This window comes from Spirosoma sp., assembly GCF_048594605.1.
Taxonomy (GTDB): Bacteria; Bacteroidota; Bacteroidia; order Cytophagales; family Spirosomataceae; genus Spirosoma.
Genome location: NZ_JBMDWV010000253.1, coordinates 1 through 23,627 on the forward strand (window position 1 = coordinate 1; position 23,627 = coordinate 23,627).

The window sequence follows — 23,627 nt, forward strand, 5'->3', positions numbered from 1 at the left end:
AGTTGGGTAAGCCTGCTGGTGCTCCATTCGGCTATTCTATTGCTGCTGGTTATGTATGGCGGCCCATACACGCAGGCAGATTTTGCGCATAACCCGCTTCAGTGCACGTACTATTGCGAAACAAGTGGCTGCACGCATCGGCTCCAAAACTCACCGTACCATTTTCTGCTGGTCTGGCAGATTGACTTTTTAAACGCCTTTTCCCGTTCGTACACGTTTGCGAATATTGCTGTTTACTGGGGGCTGATTGCTGGTTTCTGGCTGATAGCCCTGACGTATCTGCTCAACGTAGGAAAGGCAACGTGGGTAAAGACCGAGTTGCTGGTAACGATTCTATTAGCAGCCGCTTTTGGGTACTGGTTGCTCCCGGCTCATACCGATACGTTATTTAAAGCATCCGTATTTTTCTGTCTGCACCTGAGCCGATTAACCGGCTACTCCCTGTACGACGTTTATCTGACGCTGTTTGGGTTTGTACTACCAATTGTAACCATTGGTCTAGCGAGCCTGATGCTTATCAAACACAGTTGGTGCGTCGTAAAAAGGCTATAAATAACACGACAACACGAGTGCTGTATTCCCGATGTAATGATTAATTTAGTCCACCTTTGGGGGGAATAATAGGTTCGGCACAATGCTACAGTTGTCTCACCTTGTAGAGACTGCTGGATTGAGTTAGGTGATACTGATATTATCTAACCAAGCCAGCATTTTTTGTGGAGTAGGGCGTCAAGCTTTGCCCTCATTTTTTACAGCATCATCTATAGCTGGATTGGAGTCAGGAAGTAATCTCTGTATTATTGATCAGTTCGGCACGTAGTGCTTTTTGGTCCTCCGACATATTATCATTGCGCCCAATAACGAGTAGTCTACTCTGTTTCCAGATATTCACGCTGAAAGTCAACGTAACTCATTCCGATGAACTGCTTAACCTGGTCGTCTAACAAGCCCGGTTCCCCGATAACAGAACAATAATTTTGAAGATGATGAAGAAATTCGACTGATACGTAATCAGTTTCTCTCTCTGATACTGGCAAATATTTATTCACAAAATATTCTCCTTTGCTATTATGCCAGATAACAAAGCCCGGATTTTTTGTAAGCATTGAAGCATGATAAGCAGGCTCAATCCAGTTAAATCCTAATTTGCATAAAAGCTTATCACTTAGTGGTATGCCTTTTATAGTTTCTGAAAAAAACGGAAACTTTTTCTCACCTGATAAACTCTTGTGTACGAGAGAAAATTTCTTCGAATGCCTGTCTTCAACGGTTTGTACATCAGAAGCTAATACTCTAACTCTGATGTCAGAATCGGAAGCATCTTGAATGTAAACGCAGTTATCAATGTTGTAGTCAGTAAGATTTTCCATTGTCTTTAAATTTTTCAACAAATGAAGGAACCGGCGTGCTTTTTAGCAACATTATAACTCCCTTTGGTTATTAAGCCCACCGGAGTCTAAACGTACTGCTTGTGCCTGCTTGCACTAATCCTCCCAATATTCAAATCCATTTTTATCGATATAACCCCATTGCTCTCCCTGCCGTACAGAGGCCAGTCCTTCGCTAAATGATTCAGCATCGTCGTAGCGGTAGGGGATCACCAGCTCACCAGCGTGATTGATAAAGCCCCACTTCTCTGTCTGATTTACCGAAGCCAGTCCTTCCCCAAATGACCGGGCACTGTCGAAGCGATAGGGGATTACTAGCTCGTCAGCAGGATTGATAAAGCCCCACTTCCCTCCTTCCTTAACCGGAGCCAGCCCTTCTCTAAATGATTCAGCCCCGTCGTAGTGACAGTGGATCACTAGCTTGCCAGCAGGATTGATAAAGCCACAATTCATGCACCACGCTACCAAGGCCAACCCTTCACTAAAGGGCATACCAATCTCGTAGCGATAGGGGATCACCAGCTCGCCAGCGGGATTGATAAAACCACACTCGTACCAATCCCATCCCCGCTGGTGCTCAACCAGAGCCATCCCTTCGCTAAATGACTTAGCCCCATTGTATTGACAGGGAATCACTAGGTCGCCAGTAAGATTGATAAAACCCCATTGTCCCCCCTGCTGTACTCGGGCTAGCCCTTCACGAAATACCCCGGCCTCATTATAGTGACAGGGAATCACAATGTTCTTATTTTCGTCGCAAAAGCCCCATTTATCTCCCTTTCGATAGGGAATAAGGGTAGGGACTGCCAGCAAGGTTCGTTCGGGTAATTGCAGAGTCTCCGCCGTCTGTTTCGCCGCTACTTTTTCTACCAAGGCCAGCCACTCTCGCTGCGAATCGTTACTCTCCTCATAAATAGCCGTTAATAAAGCACTCCGGCGGGGAGCGCGGATGTCTTCGGAACAGATCAGGAGCGATTCACCGGGGTTGTATATGGCTTGCCAGTTCGGGAAATCGGCAAGCGTATGAAGTTCTAAACCGAGCACGAGCAGGCTAAAATCGTCGATATGCCGGTCGAAACTGATATTGATGCGCCTGGGGTGGGTGTAGGGTGGGGTGCCGGTTTCGGTGGCTCGTTCTCCGGCCAGGTCGGGTACAAAAAAGCCGTCGTAATCGACCAGTACCAATTGGCCGTCGGGCCATACCATGATGTTATCAGGTTTGAGGTCTCCGTGGGCAATGGGCTGGTCCAGCAGCCAGCGGGCGAGCGTATCAAAGCGATCTGTTAGTTGGCGTAGACCAGGGCGGTCGGCGTGGTCGCAGCGCGTTTTTACGTATTGCCCCAGCGTCTGGCCCTCTACCCAAGGCATCAGCATGGCGTCGAACTCCTTTTGTTCGGTCAGGCCGCTGTCTACCCATACTTCGTTTTCGTAATACGTGAGCGGCAGCAGGTAAGGCGTATCGTAGCGTTTGAGGTAATCCGCTACGAGCCGGAGCCGTCGTTTGCGTTCGGGCACGTCGCGTAAAAAGCATTTGAGGGCCATGTGGCGGCCCGTTTGCGTGTCCAGCATTTTAAAGACTACGGCAAAGTTGCCGCTGCTGAAATACAGTTGCCCGTCGGCTTTCCGCACGGGGCGCAGGTGGTTCAGATGGCCAAGCGTGTGTTCGGCCTGTTCAATAGAAGCTACGTATTCACCGAGAGTAGGAAGCATAGGAGTGTGGTTTCGTTTGTGCCATGCGGATGTGCTGAAGCATAACAGTGGGTTAGGGTTCCTGTATCAAAATCATTGTATAATCGTCGGGGCCCAGTAAGCTCTTTTTATGCCCGTTACGTGTGCAGGCCTGAAAAAAGCGTTGGTTTGTTAATCCGGTACTGAGCGGCTGCCAGACGTCGGCCACAAAATCAGCACAACCACGTAGTAGCCAGTTGGCGGCCCGCTGTCCCAGCGCCGTGGGCTGGGAAGCCAGTTCCCGCAGTACGTCGGTAGAGCCGGTATGCGTGTGCCAGGCCATGAGCACACAGAGCGCCAGCGTGTCGGACAACAGCGCGTAAGTCTGGCCCGGTTCGTGCGTCCATTGCCCGGCCCGGAACCCCGCAGCCACTGGGTCGGCATTCCAGTTGAGTAGGTGGGGTGGGTGCGAAAACAACCGCAGATCGGGAACCGACGTTTGCAAACGGGCCGTATGTGGGTTAAACGCCAGCACCACCGCATCGCCGTAGGTCGCCCAGTGGAACGTATCGCCCAGCCGGTGGAGCGTGGCCAGCGTCGCATAAGAACCTTCCTGTGCCCATTTGTATGCTTTCACCGCATCGGCTTGCGCCGGCCCGCTAAACTGACTATAAAAAGGCTCCCAGATCTGGCCCAGCCAGTGAGACAGGGCATCGATGTCGGTGAAAGGTTCCGGCGGTACGTTGTCTACCAGATACCGCGCCCATTCGGCCGCGTAAATACCGCCACCCCCGGCTCCGTCGGCTACGGCCCAAAAGCCAGCTTCGTCGTCGGCGCGCCAGGCGTCTTCATTGTCGGGAAAGCGCGGTACGTCTTTCCCGATCGATTGGGCTATGCTCTTCATACCGGTTGCTGACGGAGGCCGAAATTCTGGTTGGCATTGGTGGGCGTGCCGATGTTCATAAACTTCACCAGCGCGTTCACATCGGCGTTGAAACAAAAGCCTGTATAAGCGCCCGCAGCGTCTTTACCGGTCAGTTGAGCAATATCGGGGTTATAGGATGTCGGCAGGCTGCTCGACATATCGTAGAGTAGCTGGGCAAACGTATCGGCGGGCAGATCGGCAGCACGGGACGGAAACAGCAGAGGTTCGGTACTGACGTCGGATAGATGCACATTGAACAACAGCGTATTACCATCCATCGTGTATAACGCTTTAATTCGGTTGGATACGGCCAGCAATTCATCGGCTATTGCGTCGGAGGCTGCCCCATCGGTAATATTGATTACCGTGGGCGGATAAACGTCTTTGCCCTGATACGTTACGATCCACTCCTGCACCAGCGATTCGGCCAGTTCGAGGGCACTTTTCATCGGCGTCAGCGAGTTAGCCACTGGCTCCACCCAAACCGGTCGTTTAATAATGGTCGTAATAGTCTGGCCACGAATCGTTTTAGTCTGCTGAATTGCCTCGTCGCGCACGGCGGCTGCTTTCAGTTCGTCGGGCGTCAGAAACCGCCTTCCGGTGGGAGCTTGCATTAACAGATTGGCGTCTGTTTCGCTCTGTCCGCCGTATCCAACAAGGGCCACGTCATAATAATGTCGGATGTCGTCTCCTTTCTGGCAACGAAGCAGCATCTCCCACAGAATCTGATTCACTACCTGCGCAACAGCGTCAGCCTTGGAACAGGTAATTCCATTAAACAGGACTTCACCCGCCATCGATTCAGACTGGTCGATTAACAGCACAAAGGCGGTTGGTGTCGTGCGGGTAATCAGGGCCGTATAAGGCCGGGTTTTTATCGGCGTTTTCAGGGCATCGGTCAGCGTCTGCTGCCATTGAGCCGCCGATTGTAGCGAAGGTGTAACGGGCGAAAGAGTAGACATAATAAATTAAGTTGTGCGGTAAAGTCGAGTTATGTATTATGAATTAATGAGTTGGGCCTCCAGGGTTTGAATCTGCTGGATTAGCTGGGCACGTAGCCGGGCAAAGTAGCCGTCGGCATCGGTCACGTTCCAGCTACAGGCCTCGTGGGTTTGTAAGGTGGCTACGTCCTGTTCCAGCGCTGCCTTACGTTGTTCCAGCCGCTTAAGCAATTTCTTCAATATGTCCCGGTCGGTTTCGGCGATCCGGTCTTCCCGAAAAATCAGCTCATCGTCCAGATCCGCGACAAGCTGGCGCACAGCTTCGGCGTCATTACGTCGGTAGGCGCGGTTCAGCTCAGCCATAAATGCGGTGGCTCTGGCGTAGCGGTCGGGATCGTTCAGAAACCGGTCGGGATGGGCTTTCATCGCAGCCCGGTAATACAGCTTGCGCAGATCGTTGGCTAGATCGGGCTGGACTATTTGCTGAAGGGTAGCCTGGGCATCCGAAACCTGCTGACGCGTCTGATCAAACAACCGCCGGGCCTCATCGGCTCGTTCTGCATCGCTACGTCGGCCACTTTGCTGCGCAATACGCTCAGCCAGCTTCGTTTTTAATTCGGCAATTCGATTCAGTAAATCACCCAGTTCCAGGCGAAGCCGATGGACGTAGCGGTCAACAAGTCCTTCCAGACGAGTTTTGGTTTCCTGTAATACGCTCAGTTCCATTTCCAGCATACGGATACGCGCCTTCAGCCGGTCAGGCTCCAGATCGCGGATCAGGGTCGCCGAAACGGATGGTACTGCTTCTCGTTGGGTCACCGCTACCGGCGTTAGTAAGACACTTTCGGCCAGCATCGCGTGGAACTCCTGCTGGAAAACAGGAATGTCAGCGAAGTTGTCCCCCGGCTCAAAAACCAGCAGTGTTTCGCGGTTAGCGTGGGCAGCCCGATACGTCCAGTTATAGGAACCCGTCAACAGGGTTTGTCCATCAATCAGGCAAAATTTGTGGTGCATGGTCTGCTGCTTATCACCATACATGTAAGCCTGACCGCCTAACTTTCCGAATTTATCCCAGTCGAAGCCAGTAGCCTGGTTAATCGAATCGCTGGTGATAATAACCCGGACGGCTACTCCTCGTTGTAATAAGTCGAGCAGTAGGTCAAAAATGCCCTGGTCCGTAAACCAGGCGACGGCTGCTTCTACGCTTCCCTGGGCCTGCCGGAGATGCTTTAGTACAACAGGACGAATATGGGTAAAGCAAGACGTTGCCATGAGGAACGGACTTCGCGATCAGGTGACGTATTGACTGGTTAGTTGATAATGGATTTAGCCGGAAAGTCAACTGTGGGACGATAGTTATATATACAAAGTCACCAAAAATGAACGTATAAGTGACTCCGCATTGTGCTGATAACTTATTCAAAAAAGATAGATTAACATCGAAAAAATTCTACTTTGCTATTTAATTCTGCTTTCAAATGCGGCTGATAAGCCTATCTTTACGCGCAGTTCGATTTTTTTAAACCTTTAACTAAAACGCATGAATAATAGTCTTTACATCGTCCCGTTTCTGGGGTTGGTGGGGTTAGCGGTGATGTTCGCCAAATTCGTTTGGGTTTCGAAACAGGACGCCGGCGACGCCCGAATGCAGGAAATTTCAGGCTACATTGCCGATGGTGCTATTGCCTTTCTTAAAGCCGAATGGCGTGTACTTATTGTTTTTGGAATTATAGTAGCTGCTCTACTGGCATTCGCTGGGGCACAGGTTGAAAATTCATCGTGGATCATCGGTATTGCTTTCGCTTTCGGAGCCTTTACGTCGGCATTGGCTGGCTACATCGGCATGAAAATCGCCACGAAAGCCAATGTACGTACTGCTCAGGCGGCCCGTACCAGTCTTACCCGGGCTCTGGATGTGTCCTTTACGGGTGGTTCAGTAATGGGAATAGGTGTGGCTGGTCTGGCTGTGCTGGGGCTGAGTGTTCTGTTTATTATCCTGTATAATATGTACGTCGGCCAGTCGGGCGACGTAAATGGATTGCCAATGGAGAAAACGCTTGAAGTACTGGCAGGCTTCTCCCTCGGTGCTGAGTCCATTGCTTTGTTCGCTCGCGTGGGTGGTGGTATTTACACAAAAGCGGCCGACGTAGGAGCCGACCTGGTGGGTAAAGTAGAAGCAGGCATTCCTGAAGATGATCCACGTAACCCGGCTACGATTGCTGATAACGTGGGTGATAACGTGGGTGACGTAGCAGGGATGGGAGCCGATTTATTTGGCTCATACGTAGCAACGATTCTGGCAACGATGGTATTGGGTCGTGAAATCCGCGTTCCGGCCACTGCTGATATAACCGGTCATGCCCCCATCGTACTTCCTATATTGATTGCTGGTTTAGGATTGATTTTCTCGATTCTTGCCTGTTACCTGGTTCGCGTGAAAGACGATAATGGTAACGTACAGGGCGCCCTTAACATGGGTAACTGGGGGTCGATTATTCTGACTGTAATTGCCTCTTACTTCCTGGTTAGCGCTGTGCTGCCCGATACGACAATGGAAATTCGGGGTGTCGAGTTTACTCGTATGGATGTATTTTATGCAATCCTGACGGGCTTAATTGTGGGGGCTTTGATGTCAACCATCACAGAGTATTATACGGCAATGGGGCGTCGTCCGGTAATGTCAATTATCCGACAATCAGCTACGGGGGCAGCGACTAACATTATTGGGGGGCTAGCCGTCGGCATGGAATCAACCGTATTGCCAATTATCGTGCTGGCGGCTGGTATCTACACCTCCTATCATTTTGCCGGTCTTTATGGCGTAGCGATTTCGGCCGCGGGTATGATGGCGACAACAGCCATGCAGCTTGCTATTGATGCCTTCGGGCCTATTGCGGATAATGCGGGTGGTATTGCCGAAATGAGCTATCTACCCGAAGAAGTCCGGGGACGTACTGATATTCTGGATGCGGTTGGTAACACTACAGCGGCCACCGGTAAAGGGTTTGCTATTGCCTCAGCAGCCTTGACGGCTCTGGCCCTCTTTGCCGCTTTTGTGGGTATTTCGGGTATTTCATCGATTGATATTTATAAAGCCGACGTATTGGCTGGACTATTTATTGGCGCTATGATTCCGTTTATTTTCTCGTCGCTGGCCATTGCGGCTGTGGGAAGAGCGGCCATGAGCATGGTTGAGGAGGTGCGTCGTCAATTCCGCGAGATTCCTGGTATTCTGGAAGGCACCGGTAAGCCTGAATATGAAAAATGCGTAGCAATTTCCACTCAGGCATCCATTCGTGAGATGGTGTTGCCGGGAGCGATTGCTCTGAGCGTACCCGTTATTTTTGGCTTTATATTCGGTCCTGAAGTGCTGGGTGGCTTGTTAGCGGGCGTAACGGTTTCGGGCGTACTGATGGGGATCTTCCAGAATAACGCGGGTGGTGCTTGGGATAACGCCAAAAAATCGTTTGAGAAAGGTGTGGAAATTAACGGGCAGACGTATTATAAAAAATCTGAACCCCATAAAGCATCGGTAACGGGCGATACGGTTGGTGACCCATTTAAAGATACGTCGGGGCCATCGATGAATATTTTGATTAAGCTGATGTCCATTGTATCGCTGGTTATAGCCCCCTACATTGCTGTTCAGTCGTCCGAAACGCCGGGCTACAATCTGGAAGGCAAGGAAGCGGCTGGAACAGAAGTGCCTCTGGAACAATCGACCGCTGCTGACAACGATAAAGTAAGCACACCCAATGCGAAGTTAGGTGAGTTCAGTGTGCAAAAACTGACCAGTGGTATTGAATTGAATATTCCAGAATTTGGCATCGAAAACAAATTGTTAAGTTTCATCAAAGGCGATCAGCCCGTCGATAAAGAAACCTGGTTCGACTTTGATCGGCTGACGTTTGAAACAAATAGTGCTACGTTGAAACCTGAGTCGCAGGAACAGCTGAAGAACATTGCTGAAATCCTGAAAGCTTACCCGGGCGTAAATGTGAAATTAGGAGGCTATACGGACAACACGGGTAATGCAGCCAGTAATCTCAAACTCTCGCAGGATCGCGCTAATTCAGTACGTGCTGAACTGGAGAAAATGGATATTGATAAAGACCGTCTGGAAGCAGAAGGTTACGGTCAGGAGCATCCAGTTGCGTCAAACGATACAGAAGAAGGTCGGGCGCAAAATCGTCGAATTTCGATTCGTGTAACGAAAAAATAAGTTTTTAGACGTAACAAAACCGGCGTGAGAAGAAAGACACCCTATTGGTAGGCCTTTCTTCTCACGCCGGTTTTGTTACGTCTGGCTTTAATTGCCTAAAGCGTTATAAATCAGAAGCTGATTTGTCGTAACAATACGATCGCCGGAGGCTAACCCTCCTGTTAGGTAGGTTTTTTCGCCGATGGTTTTATAAATATTTACTTCGCGGACAATTGGCTGATTCTGGCTATTAACCGTTACTACGTAGTTACGATTTTTGTCAAAAACAACAGCTTTTGCCGGAATGGTTGTTCGTTTGTCATGGCCAGCATACGTAACATTTACGTTAGCAAACATCTCCGGTTTAAGTCGGTAATCGGCATTGTCCAGCGTAACCCGTACTTTCAATGTCTTGCTATCTGGGTCCAATACGTTGAAGATTTTATCAATTTTACCATGAAATACTTTATCTGGGTAGGAGAGAGTGGTAATTGTAGCCGGATCACCTTCGTGCACATTGGCCAGATCGGATTCATACACGTTGGCCAGCACCCAGACATGGTCGAGGTTAGAAACCGTAAATAGATTCTCCGGATCATCAGAGCGAAGTTCCATCCCCTGTGAAGCTGTTTTCTCAACAATAAACCCGCTCATCGGAGCTTTAACCAAATAAACAGAGCCATTGCCGCCAACGATTCGACGGCGCTCAGCGACGCGGTTCACTTCACCTCTGGCGGCCTCCAGTTGCTCTCTGCTGGCAACCAGTTCTCGTTGTGAGCTTAAACCTGCCTTCGTCATATCCTCTGTTACCTGCATATTTTTCTGAGCAACCGACAGCTGACCCTTTGCAGACACAGCCTGTTGTTCCAGGTCTGCCAAATCGCCAGAGCGAATAACGGCCAGAATCTGTCCTTTCTTCACGTAATCGCCCAAATCTGCTTTGAGCGTTTCAATATGGCCACCAACCAATGGGAATACTTTAACCACCTGATCCTGATTAAACGTAATCTTTCCGGTCAGGTTTAATTCATTTTGCGTTTTCTCAAGTTTTGCTGTATCAAAGGTGGCAGTTGCCAGCAGGTTCTTTTCCTGATGAGCCGGGGTATTCGTTTTTTCATCTGCATTTGCTGAACTACCTCCACAGCTCAACAAACTCCCTGCTAGAAACAAGCCCGTCGTAACCGCTATCAGGTGGCAACGTAATAAATAAGTGCTAACGAATTTAGTACTATTAAGCCTCTGGCGGGCGTAGGTGTCAGGATTTGAAATTGGATGCCTTTTCATAAGAATTTTATGCCTGCACAAAGGTCCATTCTGTCAATTAAAGCGTTCTTAAGCAAGTATTAAAAGACAATTAAACCAATAAAAGCAAAGCCCTCCCCGAATACATATTCGGGGAGGGCTCCTTCTTTAAGAACGTTGAGTAAACAATGTAGACTTATAAACGTAGTCATACTACGTATACTTGACTACACTCTTGCTGATGATCTGGCATCGTCGACGCTGTTTCTTGCGTCGTCTGCCAGCTCATCAACTTTATCATTATACTGGTCTTTTGTTTTGTTGAAGGCTGTCTGAGCCTGGTCTTTATACTGGCTTAGCTGCTCTTTAGCTTTGTCTGTATATTGATTGACCTGACTTTTTGCCTGTTCATAGCCGTCTTTAACCTGAGCAACACCCTTTTCCCACTGGTCTTTAAGATCGCCAGTACGTTTGTTTGCTTCTTCGGTCAATTTATCGCGTGTCTCCTTGCCGCTACGGGGTGCAGTTAAGATACCAATGACAACGCCTGTGATGATGCCGACTAAAAAATCTCGTGAACTTCTCATTGCTGTTTTGTTTTAGGTGAGTTTTAATTTGTACAGTTAACTAGTGTTTGGCTTTCTTTTTTACCTGACCTACCAAATCCTGGGTTTTGTCTGTGGCCGCGTCAACATAATCATTGTATTGACTTTTGATACTATCCAGGCCCGTCTGCAATTGATCCTGTAAGTCTTTAAAGAATGAATCAGACTCTGACGAGATTCGCTTCCGCGTTTTTTTACCGCTCTCGGGAGCAAGGAGAATACCTACAACTGCGCCAACTGCTAATCCTACTAAAACTCCTGGTAGTGACTTCATGGTTTTTATGCCTTTTATGAATGATTGTATCTTTTTTGACAATGCCAATCTCATAGAAAATACTGTACCATTTGTCTTGTTAATCCGATAAGTATCTGTAAATAAAAGACTTATCTAGTAATCTTGTTCTCGTCTGTATAACTACAACTGAGGATTTTTTTCTACAGGTGCGTTCCCTTTTTACGCCATTCCTCACCTCAATTTTCACTATCCCTTATCGGTTAGCCCATCAAAAGTAGATAATAAAAATCCCCGCGTTCAATTCGACGCAGGGATTCCGTACCCACCGTAACTTGTACTTAACCTAAAATGGTTTTCTGTGAGCTAACTCACAAAGTATATCTTATTTTGCCTACCTACCTCTACTTGTGTCGCTAGTAATGATGTAGGTATCAGCACCTTATTTCTATTTTCTTATACTCCGCGGCCCTGAATCAAACGTAGAATAATTGCAATTACTGCGATTACCAACAAAATATGAATCAGGTTACTACTGCCAATCCCTGTACCTAAGACACCTAGAAAACCGAGAAGCCAGATGATAATCAGGATGACAGCAATCGTGTAGAGGAGGTTTCCCATTGTAGTATGTGAGTAAATCAGAATCAGTTATCTCGCAATCGGTAATTCTATTAGAAAAAGTTGTGCCAAATCATTCTGAAAACGGCATATACAAAGCCCTTCAGGGCTATAGGCTTGGAAATGAGGTCAGAATTTATATATGGTAATGAATATTGAACTTTGTTTAATAAAACGGACAGAACGTTTGTGGGGATAAAATTCTACACTTGTAGAATAAGCGTAGAAAAACGACGCATAATTCGGCGGTATTATAACGTAGTAATTAACAATGAATTAACCGCAACATAAATACAAATCGTTAAACCACTGTGTTTTATTAGGTATATATACGTGATTCCAGAAGACCCCCAGTTTTTCGGCATCATATTTTGTATGGATATGGTGTATTAAGTACACACTACAAGATTAAGCACAGCCGTGGTAAGAACGACAACAGGGGTTAGCGCGGGGCAGCCATTCAGACCAATAGTAATGAATAAGCCAACTCTTGCAAAACGGGTATTGATAGTAGATGATGAAGCAGATATCTGTCTGTTATTATCAGGATTATTGAGACGCTTGGGCTATCAGCCTACTTGCGCTCATTTTATTGAAGAAGGCCGTCAGTGCCTGAATGCACAGAAATTTGATGCCATTTTTCTAGACCTAAACCTGCCAGATGGGCTGGGTTTTGACTTATTGCCAGTTATAAAAGAGGATCAGAACGAAGCCAAAATAATTATGATCAGCGCTTTCGACGGGCAGGCCGAACGCAGGCGGGCAACTGAACAGGGAGCTGATTATTTTATTGGTAAACCATTCACCAGGCGTTCAGTAGAAACGGCTTTGCAAACCATTCAGGTTTGAGTAACTTTGTTCATACAGCTAACGGTATGCTCATCCATTTTGAAAATGGGCTGTCTGGGCAAGTATACTCCTCTTCATGGAAAAAATTCTGATAATAGACGATAACCACGATATATGCCTGCTCTTAGAACGCTTTTTAAGTAAGCAGGGCTATAAAACCGCATCGGTACAAAGAGGAGATGATGGGCTTGCTCTACTCCGTAAGGAAGCTTTTGAACTGGTTATCTGTGATTTTAAGCTACCGGATATTGATGGTCTGGAAATGCTGCGCCGGATTAAGGTAATGCATCCTACTACCGCTGTTATTATCATCACCGGTTATTCTGATGTACGGATGGCGGTACAGACCGTTAAGCACGGCGCTTACGACTACGTAACGAAACCGCTCTACCCCGACGAAATTCTCTACACGATTAAAGCTGCCCTCGAACGACGGACACAGTCTTTGAATCAGGCAAAGGTAGTTTCCCAAAATAACACTGCGACGACCAAAACTGCTCCCGCCAAACCTTCTGTCGCCAAGACTGTGCTGACTCCTGACGGAAAGCGATTCATTTTTGGTAAGAGTCGGGCGTCCGAACAGCTCCAGGAACACATTGACCTGATCGCTCCGACTGATATGTCGGTAATAATCACCGGAGAAACGGGTACAGGTAAAGAGTTTGTAGCCAATGCTATCCACCTGAAAAGCAAGCGTTCGGATAAGCCTTTTGTAGCTATCGACTGTGGTGCCCTGAGTAAAGATCTGGCAGGAAGCGAGTTATTTGGCCATGTCAAAGGGTCTTTTACCGGCGCAATGTCGGATAAGGCAGGGAGCTTCGAGTTTGCCAACGGTGGTACTATCTTCCTGGATGAGATCGGTAACTTGTCCTACGATAATCAGATCAAGCTGCTACGTGTGTTGCAGGAACGTAAGATCCGCCGTATAGGTAGCAATCAGGACATCCCTGTTGATGTACGTATCATTGTGGCCACTAATGAGGATTTGCGGGAGGCCGTCCGTCAGGGCAAGTTTCGCGAAGACATATATCACCGTATCGCTGAGTTTGAGATGCATCTTTCGCCACTCCGGGAGCGAAAAGCCGATATCATGATTTTTGCCGAACATTTTCTTGAGTCGGCCAATCAACAGCTCGAAAAGGATATTTTGGGTTTTGAGGAGGAGGTGAAGGAGAAGCTGAAAAACTACTACTGGCACGGCAACCTGCGCGAACTTCAGAACGTAGTAAAACGAGCTGTACTGCTCACCAAAGGGGATTACATTGAGTCTGACGTATTGCCCCAGGAAATCATTACGCCCCAGTATCTTACCTCTGATGATGCCAGTATTAGTAGTGTGCAAATCAGTTTCGACCCTGCCCGGCCAGGTGTACCCGTATTCAGCCAGTCGGCAGCTAATTTAAAATCGGTGTCAGAAAATGCTGAACGAGCGGCTATTCTGAAAGTTCTGGAGAAAACAGGGTACAATAAAACAAAAGCGGCCGAGGTACTAAACATCGACCGCAAGACACTCTACAATAAACTTAAAGCGTACGATATTCATTTATAAAAGTGCGTTGTTGAATGATTGAATTAGTTTGTGCCAGCTATTTTCAACCATTCAACAACGCAGCCATTCAATATTAGTTCAGGCTAAATCCGACAGAGAGCAAACCAACACCATTTTTTGCGTTGCCTAGCAACGTACTGGCAGCGCCATTATTGGCGATACGTTGTAGGCCCTGTTCGTAGCGAGCCCCAACGAACGCTTTCCCGAAATAGATATTCAGGCCTCCTGCAATCCCGTAATCAATCTTGTTAAAATTGTCGCGGTTTATAGCACTTGATCCCGACCCAAGATCACCATTGGTTGTTACGTTGGAGTTGAGCAAATACGATACGTAAGGACCCGCCTGAATTTCAACAGCCTGTCCAAGCTTGAACGTAGCCAGCACGGGCAACTCTGCATAGTTTAGTTTAAAAGTATTTCTCCCCTCGAAAATGGCGAAGTCGTAGTTTGCCGAAGCGCCTTTGGTCATATAAAGCAGCTCGGGCTGAATAGCAAAAAATTCGCCGATAGGAACCTGGGTAAATACGCCTACATGGAAGCCAATTCGTTCATTTTTATTGCTGACTCCCTGATTGTCGTAAAATAGTGAACTGGCGTTCAAACCGCCCTTTACACCAGTGCGAGCTACACCCTGAGCCAGAGCGTCAGAAGAATTTAGCATGAACAAACCAGCCGCGAGAATAGAGGCTGCGAATAAGGTTTTTACGGATGTTTTCATAACATACATTAAGTTACTGGCAGTGGTATTATCAATTCTGCCTTTACCTGGAAATGTGTTAAATCCGTGCCAAAGCTGCCCTAATGGCTCAATAATAGTCTATAGTCTTGTATTATACGGGTTTTAACTGTTTAACGTAACGTTTTAATTCGTTGGCTGAAATGTAAAAACTGAGTAATAAAATCCACAACTTGTGGAAGTCCTCATTCAATCGGATCAAAATACATTTTCGCTAAGTATTTTATTGATATTGTGCTATTCTAGTGAAATAGTATCTATATAGTGTAATAAAATTGGGCATTTGAAGAATTGTGGTCAAGTAAGTACATTACATTGGTTGATTTATTAATAAATTGGCAATTGAAGAAAGTCGGGTGAATAAATTATTAGCTTAACAGCAACAGCGTGATCAATTCTGATCGCAAACTGTGAAGGCAGGCCGAAGGAATGATTTTATTAATTGCCAGCTTTATCAAATCATAGCTTTTTGAGTAATTTTGACGAAGTCAATCGTCTACTACGTAGCACATCAGGATAAAAATAGATACTTCTAACCAATAGGCGCCTGCAGGTAAGAAACTGACTTTTGCTCAACACCGTACTTATTTATTTTATGAATCGGAAGCCTACGTCCTTGACTATCCTAATTGCTGACGACGATACCGATGATCGCCTGTTTATGGACAAAGCGCTTCGGCAAAGCGGATACACACACAACATACAGTTTGTTGAAGATGGCGAAGAATTAATGCACTATCTGCGTCGCGAAGGGCGTTTTAATGAGCAGAACGCTCCCTGGCCGGATCTGTTGATTCTTGACCTGAACATGCCCAGGAAAAATGGTTTTCAGGCCCTTAGTGAAATAAAAGATGATCCAGCCTTACGGCGTTTACCGGTGGTCGTTATGACTACGTCATCGGCAGATGAAGATGTTGTTAAAACCTATAATCTCGGTGTCAATTCGTTTGTGACAAAGCCGTTCAATTTTAACCGTTTAGTTGAAATGGTTGGTGCTTTAAAAACATATTGGATGGATACCGTTAAATTGCCATGAGCAGCAATTAGCGGTCAGTAAGCGCTCTTTTATCTGCTATTTGTTATTATCATAGCCGTTTACTGAATTATGTTCCCAATCTCACTTGACGTTACTGAAGACAAAGAAATAATTCGCGTTCTTCTGATTGAAGACGATGAAGATGATTATTTGCTGACCAAAGCTCTGGTATCAGCAAAAGAGAACAGCACTATCAAACTCAATTGGGTCGACAGCTACGACCAGGCTATTGCCGCCATTGAGGAAAATCAATATGATGTTTACCTGGTCGATTACCGATTAGGCCCTTACACGGGTATTGATCTTATTCAGGAAGCTTTTCGACTAGGCTGCCGGGCCCCCATGATTCTGCTTACCGGGCAGGATGACCTGACGGTCGATCAGTCGGCCCTTGAGTTGGGAGCTGCTGATTATCTGGTAAAAGGACGTATTGACGCTCAACTGCTGGGACGTAGTATTCGATATGCGTTACGTCAGGCTAGTGTACTGGCTGAGCTTGCTCAGAAAGAAAATAAATACCGGAGCCTGTTTGAGCGGTCGATAGACGCCATTTTCGTTGCTGACAATGAACTTCATTTTCAGGATGCCAATCCTTCAGTTGAGCGTTTGCTAGGCTACAGCCGGGAAGAACTTCGATTGCTGAACCCGGCTCGTTTATTTGCTGATCTTGATCAGCTGCGTAAGCTGCGCTTCAACGTAAGGGAACATGGCCAGATCAAAGATTTTGAAACAACCCTCATTCATCGAAACGGCCGTAAACGTATTTGCCTGATTTCGGTCTGGCAAGTTGAAGATATAGTTGGTAAACCCGAGTGGTATCAGGGAATTGTGCGGGATATTACGGAGCAGAAACGTGCGCAGCAGGATCTGATCCTGGCCGAAAAACTGACTATGACGGGTAAGATTGCCCGTAGCATTGCGCATGAGGTACGTAATCCGCTTACAAACCTTAGTCTGGCTTTGGAGCAGCTTAAAGATGAGCTGGAGACAGATAGCGAATACGTAACGATGTTTACGGATATCATCGGGCGGAATGTCGATCGTATCGGACAGCTCATAACCGAGATGCTTAATTCATCGAAGCCACGCGATCTGGATCGTAAAAAGCAGGACTTTAACGGAGTGGTTAAGGAAACGATACAACTCATCAGCGATCGGATTAAACTGAAACGGATGCGGCTTGAGACAAGCTTCTCGCCCGATGACTGCAATGCACTAATTGATCGTGATCAGGTCAAAACGGCTTTACTTAACATTCTAGTCAATGCCGTCGAAGCCATGCAGGAAGGAAAAGGGGTTTTGCTGATAAAAACAAACTGCACCGACGACGGACGGGTATATGTTGAAGTAAGTGATAATGGTGGTGGCATTACGGAAGCCGATCGCCAACGACTGTTCGATCCATTCTTTACAGGAAAATCGGGAGGCATGGGCTTAGGATTAACTGCTACTCAAAACATTATTAACAGTCACAAGGGATCGATTGAAGTCGAAAGTCAGGTAAATCAGGGCACTACGTTCCGTCTGTACTTTCCTAAATAGCTTCCAGCCATTCTTATATTCATCCAAAAACCAGCTCTACAGGGCTGGTTTTTTTGTGGAACAGTTGGGTAAGAATGTACACAGTGCAATATCTAATTCTACAAACGTGGATCAATCTGCTTAGTTGCAAAATGCACTGCTGTGAAGTTTGCCTCCATGTAAACTTCTGATTTTAAACGGTTTACATGAATAAATGTTCAGGTTTTCGGTAGCTTTCCAGAAATGGCATAAAATAAGCTACTATATAAGTGATACACACACTAAATCAATCTAAGCCTATGTGGTCTATCACTCACTTTCCGTCGGCAATGCGGTCGTTAAACCCTAGCACCCGCGCTAAGGCTATCGAAATAGCGAACAAGCTCCTCGAACAAGGACGACTCGACAAAGAGAGCGTGGTTGCCATCAGTGTTGATGAAGCCCGCCGTTGGGCTCGTACTGAGCGGGATTGGTCTACAGGAAGTGTTCAATTATACGCCTGAATCGATTTCACCTGAAAAAACTTACTTGCATCATGATCTGGAAGAAAAACATTTACGATTCATTGACGAGTTGTGCCACCATTTGTAATGAGTTTGCAACCGAATGTTCCAATTCGGAAAATATAGAATCTTGGTATCGGAGTATTTTTCTGAGTCTGGATTGTGCTGATATGTGCCGAAATCTGGCTATGCTCTACGTTCGTGGGTCTGAGAACGCACGACTACTGGCTACAGCCTGTATCGAGGTTTGTGAAAAATGTGCAAATGAGGTGAGTCAGTTCAACTCTGAATGCTGCCAGCAATTGTACGCTGTATGTCAGCAAACAATACGTAGCTGCGTAGCTATTCTGGACATGGCTCAGCCTACTGAATTTGAAAGCAAGAATCCTGCGGTGACGCCAGCATCCTTATTTTATGGTATTGATTTGCGGGAAACGCTCTATAATTAATCAAATTAAGTCGTTAGTCATCAATTGATAGTCAATAGATTTTCATTATTGACCGTCGATTGATGACTACTAATTTTTCAACGCTATGGAAACGAAAACACCAATAAATAAGCAACTGGAGAAAGTTCTGGACATTATTGAGGATGTTCGAATTGCCATGATGACAACGGTAGATGGTCAGGGCAATCTGGTAAGTCGTCCGATGGCGGCTCTTCAGGTTGACGAAAATGGGACCGTCTGGTTCTTTACGAAGCGTTCTTCACCTAAAGTCGACCAGATTGATAGCGAAAACCGGGTGAACCTGTCATTCGCATCAGTAAGTGATGCTGACTACGTATCAGTTTCGGGTAGAGCGCAGGAACTGGACGATCGGGCAAAGGTTAATGAACTCTGGAATCCACAGGCAAAGGCTTGGTTTCCGGAAGGAAAAGACGACCCGGAGCTGGTTTTGTTGAAAGTTCATATAGATATGGCCGAGTACTGGAGCGCAAGCGACAGCAAAATGATACGTTTCTTCCAGCAGGCTACCGCAGCTATAACCGGCAATCCGCCCAAAATGGGTGAGAATGAGAAGGTTTATAACTAGTATCGAATTTACAACGATTAATTGAGCGAATGAGTGATTGGTTGAATCGCTGCCGCAGCATAAGTTAGCCGGGTAGTATTCAGTCAGTTGCTCATTCGCTTTGTTGTTACTAATCCTTATGATTGTTACTCAGATAGATATAGGCTGGCAGATCATTAATCAGCAGGCACACGGTTTACTTGCTGTGAAATTAGCCCAACATTGGCATCCAGATAAACGGCCTGTTCAATGGGTTGAAACCTTGATCGCCCTAACTGAACATGACGATGGACAAGATCCGTGGGAAGGACGTAATCATCTGACAAAAGCGGGAGGACCACTTCATTTTCAGATTCTACAGTACTCAGTGCAGCAATGCCGTAACCTTATTCAGATTGGCTTGCAAAAAAGTCGCTGGAATGCGCTGATGATGTCAATGCACACTACGTTTCTGTATGAGCCAAAACGCGGTACAGACAAAGCGCTGGATACGTTCTTGGATCAGCAGATTGCCAATCAGGCTAGTTGGCGAAGGCAGTACAAAGCCACGAAAGAGGAAACCAGCTATGCCTACTCATTTGTACAATGGTTCGATGCCTTATCGCTGATTCTATGCATGGATCAGCTTCCACCTGACGAGCGCCGTTTAGAGATAAGCGTTGGCCCGGATGGCATTGCTTATTACATTCAGCAACGTAGCGACGGTACATTGTGCGTAGATCCCTGGCCATTTGACAAACCAGAATTCTCTGTTCACGTCGAGACATTTCAGTTAGGTCAGCTAACATTCAAAAACGATAAAGAACTGTACGATCTGATATACAAAACGCCCATTACTATGAAGGAATGGGCGTTTAAGATGTGAATCGTCGGATTTTTTCTGCTATTACTTCATACGCAGCAGTATTGATGAACGAGCCGGTATGGTAACAGGTTGCCCGCCTTTTACTGGCTCGCTCTCTGGGTAAACCTGCCCCGCATTCGTGTCGACGACTATTTCCCAGCGGGAGTTTTTTCGTCCAATCTTAGGAAGCATAAAGGGAATTTCTTCCCAGTAAGCGTTCAAGATCCAGAGTAATTGCTCATCGCCAATATCCTGTCCATCTTCCGTTTGTTCAGTAACACGCATACCGTCAATGAATAGGCCCAGACAGCGGGTCTCTGGGTTATGCAAGTCATGGTCGGTCATCTCACCGCCTTCGGGTAATAAATAGGCAATCTGCTCATTTCCAAAAAACTTGCGTCGGCTTAGCAGCGGAATATCCCGACGTAGCGCCGTGAGCTGACTCGTAAATTCAAACAGGGCCTGCTGCTTCTCGTTCCAGTGCCAGTCCATCCAACTGATTTCGCTATCCTGATTGTATCCATTGTTATTACCGTGCTGGGTTCGTCCGCATTCGTCGCCCATCACAATCATGGGCGTTCCCTGGCTCAGGAGCATCGTTGTCAAGAAATTACGCTTTTGACGCTCGCGCAGGGCATTAATTTCCGGGTCGTCGGTAGGTCCTTCGACTCCACAGTTCCAGCTTAAATTATCGTTGGAGCCATCGCGATTGTCTTCACCATTGGCCTCATTATGTTTGTCGTTGTAGCTCACTAAATCATTGAGCGTGAAGCCGTCATGAGCCGTTATCAAATTAATACTGTTGGCTGGCGAACGACCGTCATTGGCGTAAAGATCAGGGCTGCCCAGTAGCCGAAGGGCTGTTTCGGCTGCTTTGCCACTGTCGCCCTTCCAGAATCCCCGAAGTGTATCCCGGTACTTGCCGTTCCATTCCGACCAACGTACTGGAAAGCCTCCAACGTGATAGGATTGAATATCCCAGGGCTCCGCAATGAGTTTTACCTGTGCCAGAATCGGGTCCTGCGCTACGGTGTCCAGGAAGGAAGAAACGCTGCCAAATTCTTCATCAGTACGTATCAGTGCTGAGGCCAGATCAAATCGGAAGCCATCAACGTGCATGTCCGTCACCCAGTAACGAAGGCTGTCCATTACAAGCTGTAGCACGCGTGGCTGACTCAGGTTGAACGTATTACCTGTACCCGTGTAATCCATGTAATACTCAGGATTGTCGCCAACCTGATGATAATAAACCCGATTATCGATTCCTTTAAACGATAGGGTAGGGCCAAGTTGATTACCTTCAGCAGTATGATTATAAACGACATCCAGAATAACCTCAATTCCGGCCTCGTGCAGGTTTTTTACCATTTGCTTGAATTCTGCAACCTGCTGACCAGCCATTCCAGAAGAAGAATACGTATTCTGTGGCGCAAAGAAGCCAATGGTATTGTAACCCCAGTAACTTTCGTCGGTAAACTGATGGACGGGTAAAAGTTCGACAGCTGTAATACCTAATTTTTTCAAGTACTCAATACTTTCCTGCGCGCCAACACCTGCGTATGTGCCACGGATGGCTTCATCCATCGTAGGATGAAGGTGCGAGAAGCCCTTCACGTGCATCTCATATATTACGCTGCGGTGTAAAGGCGTATCAGGTGGAGCGTCGTTGCCCCAGTCGAACGTAGCGTCAACCACTACGCTCTTGGGAATGGTAGGGCCGCTATCTTGCTGACTCATGACCAGGTACTCATCCTTCCCTTCTTCGCTCGACGTCGGTTTTTTATAGTCGTAGCCGAGCCAAGCATTGTTATGCGTAATGGGTGCTTGAATAGCGCGTGCGTAAGGATCGAGCAGCACTTTATGAGGATTGAAGAAATGCCCGCCCTGTGGATCATAGGGCCCGTCGACCCGGAAGCCATAGAGTTGACCTGGCTGTAAGCCGTCGAGGTATATATGCCAAACCAGATCAGTCCGCTCGATTATCGGAATACAGGCGGTTTCGTGGCTGGGGTCGGCACTATCGTAGAGACACAGGTTAACAGCGGTAGCATTTTCACTAAAAAGGGCGAAATTAACGCCTTCACCATCGTATGTAGCTCCAAGAGGATAAGGTTTGCCCGGCTTCGATTGAATAGAGTTGGAGGCATCGTCTGCCTTAGAGGGTTTACTCATAAACGAATTTAAAAAATTGATGTAACAACCTTTAAAAAGGCCCTATTACGTAAACTGGCTGTATATAGTATTGTTTGGCTAGTAGGAAAAACAAAAAAGCCTGCCTTCAAAGAAGACAGGCTTTCCAATCCCACCATTCACTACACTACCAAAGCCAGACGAGCCATCGACGCATTCGCGGTATCGATGCTCTGTTTCTGGCGTAATAATAACTCGCGCGTACTGGCTGCTAAGTCCGTTTCCTGAAGCACAGCGTTGTAGTTCTCAAGGGCTTCCCGGTCACCCCGGTGGCATTCCTGCACTGTTGCTTTATCGTCGTTGCTGGAGAACGTTGTTTTTATATTAATCCAGGCCCGATGCAAATCGGCCGCCAGGCTCGTGCCATTGTCTGGCTCGCCACCTAATGCCCGAATTTCGCGATCAATTTCATGAGCAAATTCACCCCGTTGTCCTGATTGAGTCAAGAACAAGCTTTTTAATTCATTGTCTTTTACATTGTCAGAAGCTTCTTTGTAGCCTTCTTCGGCATCACGATTAAGCGTGAGGAGTCGATTCAACTGGTCGAGAATTTCACCCCGGGTTTCTTTTACGTTCATAACCTGTTCTGTTTTGTTAGGTAATCAATAAATTGTCGAAACTATTCTGTCGTTGAGTAAATCAGAAAGCCATTAGCAGGGGCTAATTTGTTACGCTCACTTACGTACCGCCACACCCGCCAACCGCTGGTTACTTTTCGGGGTCGTGACCCCAGTTTTTTAATGAATATGCCCAGTTCGAACCCGCTACGTGTTCGGGTTGCTGAGCACTATGCCGTTTCACGTAGCTGACCACTTTACCCATGTGGGTATAGTCATCGTCGGATAAATCATCGGTTTTCTTTTCAAGAATATCAATGATGTGCTGTCCTGATTTGTGACCTATCGATTCGCTGTCGCCGTCCTTCTTCTGACCAACCGATTTAGACTCCTCTGTCTTGAGCCATTTCTCAAGCTGCGAAGCCGACATGTTTACTACCGAATCGAAATCTTTCCTGAGCGCCTTTTTCTGTTGTTCGTCGAGAATCGTCTCCGCCATAACCGTGCTATTTCTTAGTGACCTCACTGGCCGATTTTATTATCTTTTTGCTGCCCTGCTTTATCACTAAGGCCGGTTCTTCGGGCGATCCTTTACGCTTTACTTTAGCACCCTGCACAGTACGCTCCACATCGTCTTTGTGTACTTCGGCTACGGTTCCTTCACCTTTACCGCTTCCATAGTTCCACTGCACCTCATCTCCTTTCTTTACTGTTGCCATTTGTTTATTTAGTTGTTGCTCTCAAAAAGTTGTTATTCACCAAGCTTACCATCTTTAGCATCTTGTTGCATCTTTTTGTTTGCAAAAACAGCAATATCTACACGACGATTTTTCTGGCGGCCCACTACGGTCGAATTATCGGCTACAGGTTGTACTTCACCATACCCCTTTTCTTCCACCCGTGACGTTCGTACACCCTGGGCTTCCAGAAAGCTGGCAACTGCGTTAGCTCGCTGTCTGGACAATTTTAGGTTGTAGTCTTCGGGACCAGTAGCGTCAGCATGAC

Annotated in this window: 25 protein-coding genes; 10 read left to right on the top strand and 15 right to left on the bottom strand. The window is 46.9% G+C overall.

Features of this window, described 5'->3' with window-relative positions; genetic code table 11:
• Positions 1-552, top strand: a 552-nt coding sequence (locus ACOJS8_RS15620; protein WP_420149474.1) for a hypothetical protein, incomplete at its 5' end; no start/stop codon positions are given.
• A 317-nt stretch (positions 553-869) separates the two neighbouring features.
• Here ACOJS8_RS15620 and ACOJS8_RS15625 read toward each other — a convergent pair.
• The 5 genes from ACOJS8_RS15625 to ACOJS8_RS15645 all read right to left on the bottom strand — a co-directional run bounded on the left by ACOJS8_RS15625 (position 870) and on the right by ACOJS8_RS15645 (position 6,194).
• Positions 870-1,370, bottom strand: a complete 501-nt coding sequence (locus ACOJS8_RS15625; protein ID WP_420149475.1) for a hypothetical protein — start codon at positions 1,368-1,370, stop codon at positions 870-872.
• Between the two features lie 114 nt (positions 1,371-1,484).
• The gene (locus ACOJS8_RS15630) at positions 1,485-3,098 is read right to left on the bottom strand and encodes a WG repeat-containing protein (RefSeq protein ID WP_420149476.1); all 1,614 of its coding nucleotides are present in this window, start codon (positions 3,096-3,098) and stop codon (positions 1,485-1,487) included.
• Between the two features lie 52 nt (positions 3,099-3,150).
• Positions 3,151-3,960: a hypothetical protein gene (locus ACOJS8_RS15635; RefSeq protein WP_420149477.1), complete on the bottom strand. Its 810-nt coding sequence runs from the start codon at positions 3,958-3,960 to the stop codon at positions 3,151-3,153.
• The gene (locus ACOJS8_RS15640) at positions 3,957-4,943 is read right to left on the bottom strand and encodes a hypothetical protein (protein WP_420149478.1); all 987 of its coding nucleotides are present in this window, start codon (positions 4,941-4,943) and stop codon (positions 3,957-3,959) included. Before ACOJS8_RS15640 ends, ACOJS8_RS15635 begins: the two co-directional genes overlap by 4 nt.
• A gap of 36 nt (positions 4,944-4,979) precedes the next feature.
• Positions 4,980-6,194, bottom strand: coding sequence for a phospholipase D-like domain-containing protein (locus ACOJS8_RS15645; RefSeq protein ID WP_420149479.1), 1,215 nt, complete (start codon positions 6,192-6,194; stop codon positions 4,980-4,982).
• Between the two features lie 268 nt (positions 6,195-6,462).
• On the opposite strand from ACOJS8_RS15645, the gene ACOJS8_RS15650 reads away from it, so the two are divergent.
• Positions 6,463-9,144 (top strand): sodium-translocating pyrophosphatase, encoded by a 2,682-nt coding sequence (locus tag ACOJS8_RS15650; protein ID WP_420149480.1) that lies wholly within the window; start codon positions 6,463-6,465, stop codon positions 9,142-9,144.
• Positions 9,145-9,231: 87 nt separating this feature from the next.
• Here ACOJS8_RS15650 and ACOJS8_RS15655 read toward each other — a convergent pair whose 3' ends face one another.
• The 4 genes from ACOJS8_RS15655 to ACOJS8_RS15670 all read right to left on the bottom strand — a co-directional run bounded on the left by ACOJS8_RS15655 (position 9,232) and on the right by ACOJS8_RS15670 (position 11,826).
• Positions 9,232-10,407, bottom strand: a complete 1,176-nt coding sequence (locus tag ACOJS8_RS15655; RefSeq protein ID WP_420149481.1) for an efflux RND transporter periplasmic adaptor subunit — start codon at positions 10,405-10,407, stop codon at positions 9,232-9,234.
• A 185-nt stretch (positions 10,408-10,592) separates the two neighbouring features.
• Entirely contained in the window at positions 10,593-10,952 is a 360-nt protein-coding gene (locus ACOJS8_RS15660; protein WP_420149482.1) for a YtxH domain-containing protein, read from the bottom strand.
• A gap of 40 nt (positions 10,953-10,992) precedes the next feature.
• Positions 10,993-11,244: a YtxH domain-containing protein gene (locus tag ACOJS8_RS15665; RefSeq protein WP_420149483.1), complete on the bottom strand. Its 252-nt coding sequence runs from the start codon at positions 11,242-11,244 to the stop codon at positions 10,993-10,995.
• Positions 11,245-11,658: 414 nt separating this feature from the next.
• Complete coding sequence (locus tag ACOJS8_RS15670; RefSeq protein WP_420149484.1) at positions 11,659-11,826, bottom strand: lmo0937 family membrane protein; 168 nt, start codon at positions 11,824-11,826, stop codon at positions 11,659-11,661.
• A 471-nt stretch (positions 11,827-12,297) separates the two neighbouring features.
• Here ACOJS8_RS15670 and ACOJS8_RS15675 point away from each other — a divergent pair, with 471 nt between their 5' ends.
• Positions 12,298-12,672, top strand: coding sequence for a response regulator transcription factor (locus tag ACOJS8_RS15675; protein WP_420149485.1), 375 nt, complete (start codon positions 12,298-12,300; stop codon positions 12,670-12,672).
• Positions 12,673-12,748: 76 nt separating this feature from the next.
• Positions 12,749-14,221 (top strand): sigma-54-dependent transcriptional regulator, encoded by a 1,473-nt coding sequence (locus tag ACOJS8_RS15680; RefSeq protein WP_420149486.1) that lies wholly within the window; start codon positions 12,749-12,751, stop codon positions 14,219-14,221.
• A gap of 73 nt (positions 14,222-14,294) precedes the next feature.
• On the opposite strand, the gene ACOJS8_RS15685 is transcribed toward ACOJS8_RS15680, so the two are convergent.
• On the bottom strand, positions 14,295-14,939 hold the full coding sequence (locus tag ACOJS8_RS15685; RefSeq protein WP_420149487.1) for a porin family protein: 645 nt from the start codon (positions 14,937-14,939) through the stop codon (positions 14,295-14,297).
• Between the two features lie 613 nt (positions 14,940-15,552).
• Between ACOJS8_RS15685 and ACOJS8_RS15690 the strand changes: the two genes are divergently transcribed.
• The 6 genes from ACOJS8_RS15690 (at position 15,553) to ACOJS8_RS15715 (ending at position 19,896) form a co-directional block, all read left to right on the top strand.
• Positions 15,553-15,993 carry a response regulator gene (locus ACOJS8_RS15690; RefSeq protein WP_420149488.1) on the top strand — a complete coding sequence of 147 codons (441 nt, stop codon included), beginning with the start codon at positions 15,553-15,555 and terminating at the stop codon, positions 15,991-15,993.
• Positions 15,994-16,062: 69 nt separating this feature from the next.
• Entirely contained in the window at positions 16,063-17,535 is a 1,473-nt protein-coding gene (locus ACOJS8_RS15695) for a PAS domain S-box protein (RefSeq protein WP_420149489.1), read from the top strand.
• A 278-nt stretch (positions 17,536-17,813) separates the two neighbouring features.
• The gene (locus tag ACOJS8_RS15700) at positions 17,814-18,017 is read left to right on the top strand and encodes a hypothetical protein (RefSeq protein WP_420149490.1); all 204 of its coding nucleotides are present in this window, start codon (positions 17,814-17,816) and stop codon (positions 18,015-18,017) included.
• 32 nt (positions 18,018-18,049) lie between these two features.
• Positions 18,050-18,466, top strand: a complete 417-nt coding sequence (locus tag ACOJS8_RS15705) for a four-helix bundle copper-binding protein (RefSeq protein ID WP_420149491.1) — start codon at positions 18,050-18,052, stop codon at positions 18,464-18,466.
• 85 nt (positions 18,467-18,551) lie between these two features.
• The gene (locus ACOJS8_RS15710) at positions 18,552-19,052 is read left to right on the top strand and encodes a pyridoxamine 5'-phosphate oxidase family protein (protein WP_420149492.1); all 501 of its coding nucleotides are present in this window, start codon (positions 18,552-18,554) and stop codon (positions 19,050-19,052) included.
• Between the two features lie 118 nt (positions 19,053-19,170).
• On the top strand, positions 19,171-19,896 hold the full coding sequence (locus ACOJS8_RS15715) for a DUF3891 family protein (RefSeq protein WP_420149493.1): 726 nt from the start codon (positions 19,171-19,173) through the stop codon (positions 19,894-19,896).
• A 21-nt stretch (positions 19,897-19,917) separates the two neighbouring features.
• Here ACOJS8_RS15715 and glgX read toward each other — a convergent pair whose 3' ends face one another.
• From glgX to ACOJS8_RS15740, 5 genes are all read right to left on the bottom strand, one after another.
• On the bottom strand, positions 19,918-22,047 hold the full coding sequence (gene glgX / locus ACOJS8_RS15720) for a glycogen debranching protein GlgX (protein ID WP_420149494.1): 2,130 nt from the start codon (positions 22,045-22,047) through the stop codon (positions 19,918-19,920).
• Positions 22,048-22,187: 140 nt separating this feature from the next.
• Positions 22,188-22,643: a ferritin-like domain-containing protein gene (locus tag ACOJS8_RS15725; RefSeq protein ID WP_420149495.1), complete on the bottom strand. Its 456-nt coding sequence runs from the start codon at positions 22,641-22,643 to the stop codon at positions 22,188-22,190.
• A 130-nt stretch (positions 22,644-22,773) separates the two neighbouring features.
• Complete coding sequence (locus tag ACOJS8_RS15730) at positions 22,774-23,121, bottom strand: DUF3140 domain-containing protein (protein WP_420149496.1); 348 nt, start codon at positions 23,119-23,121, stop codon at positions 22,774-22,776.
• Positions 23,122-23,128: 7 nt separating this feature from the next.
• Entirely contained in the window at positions 23,129-23,341 is a 213-nt protein-coding gene (locus ACOJS8_RS15735) for a DUF2945 domain-containing protein (RefSeq protein ID WP_420149497.1), read from the bottom strand.
• A gap of 32 nt (positions 23,342-23,373) precedes the next feature.
• The coding region (locus ACOJS8_RS15740) for an OmpA family protein (protein ID WP_420149498.1) at positions 23,374-23,627 on the bottom strand (254 nt) is incomplete at its 5' end.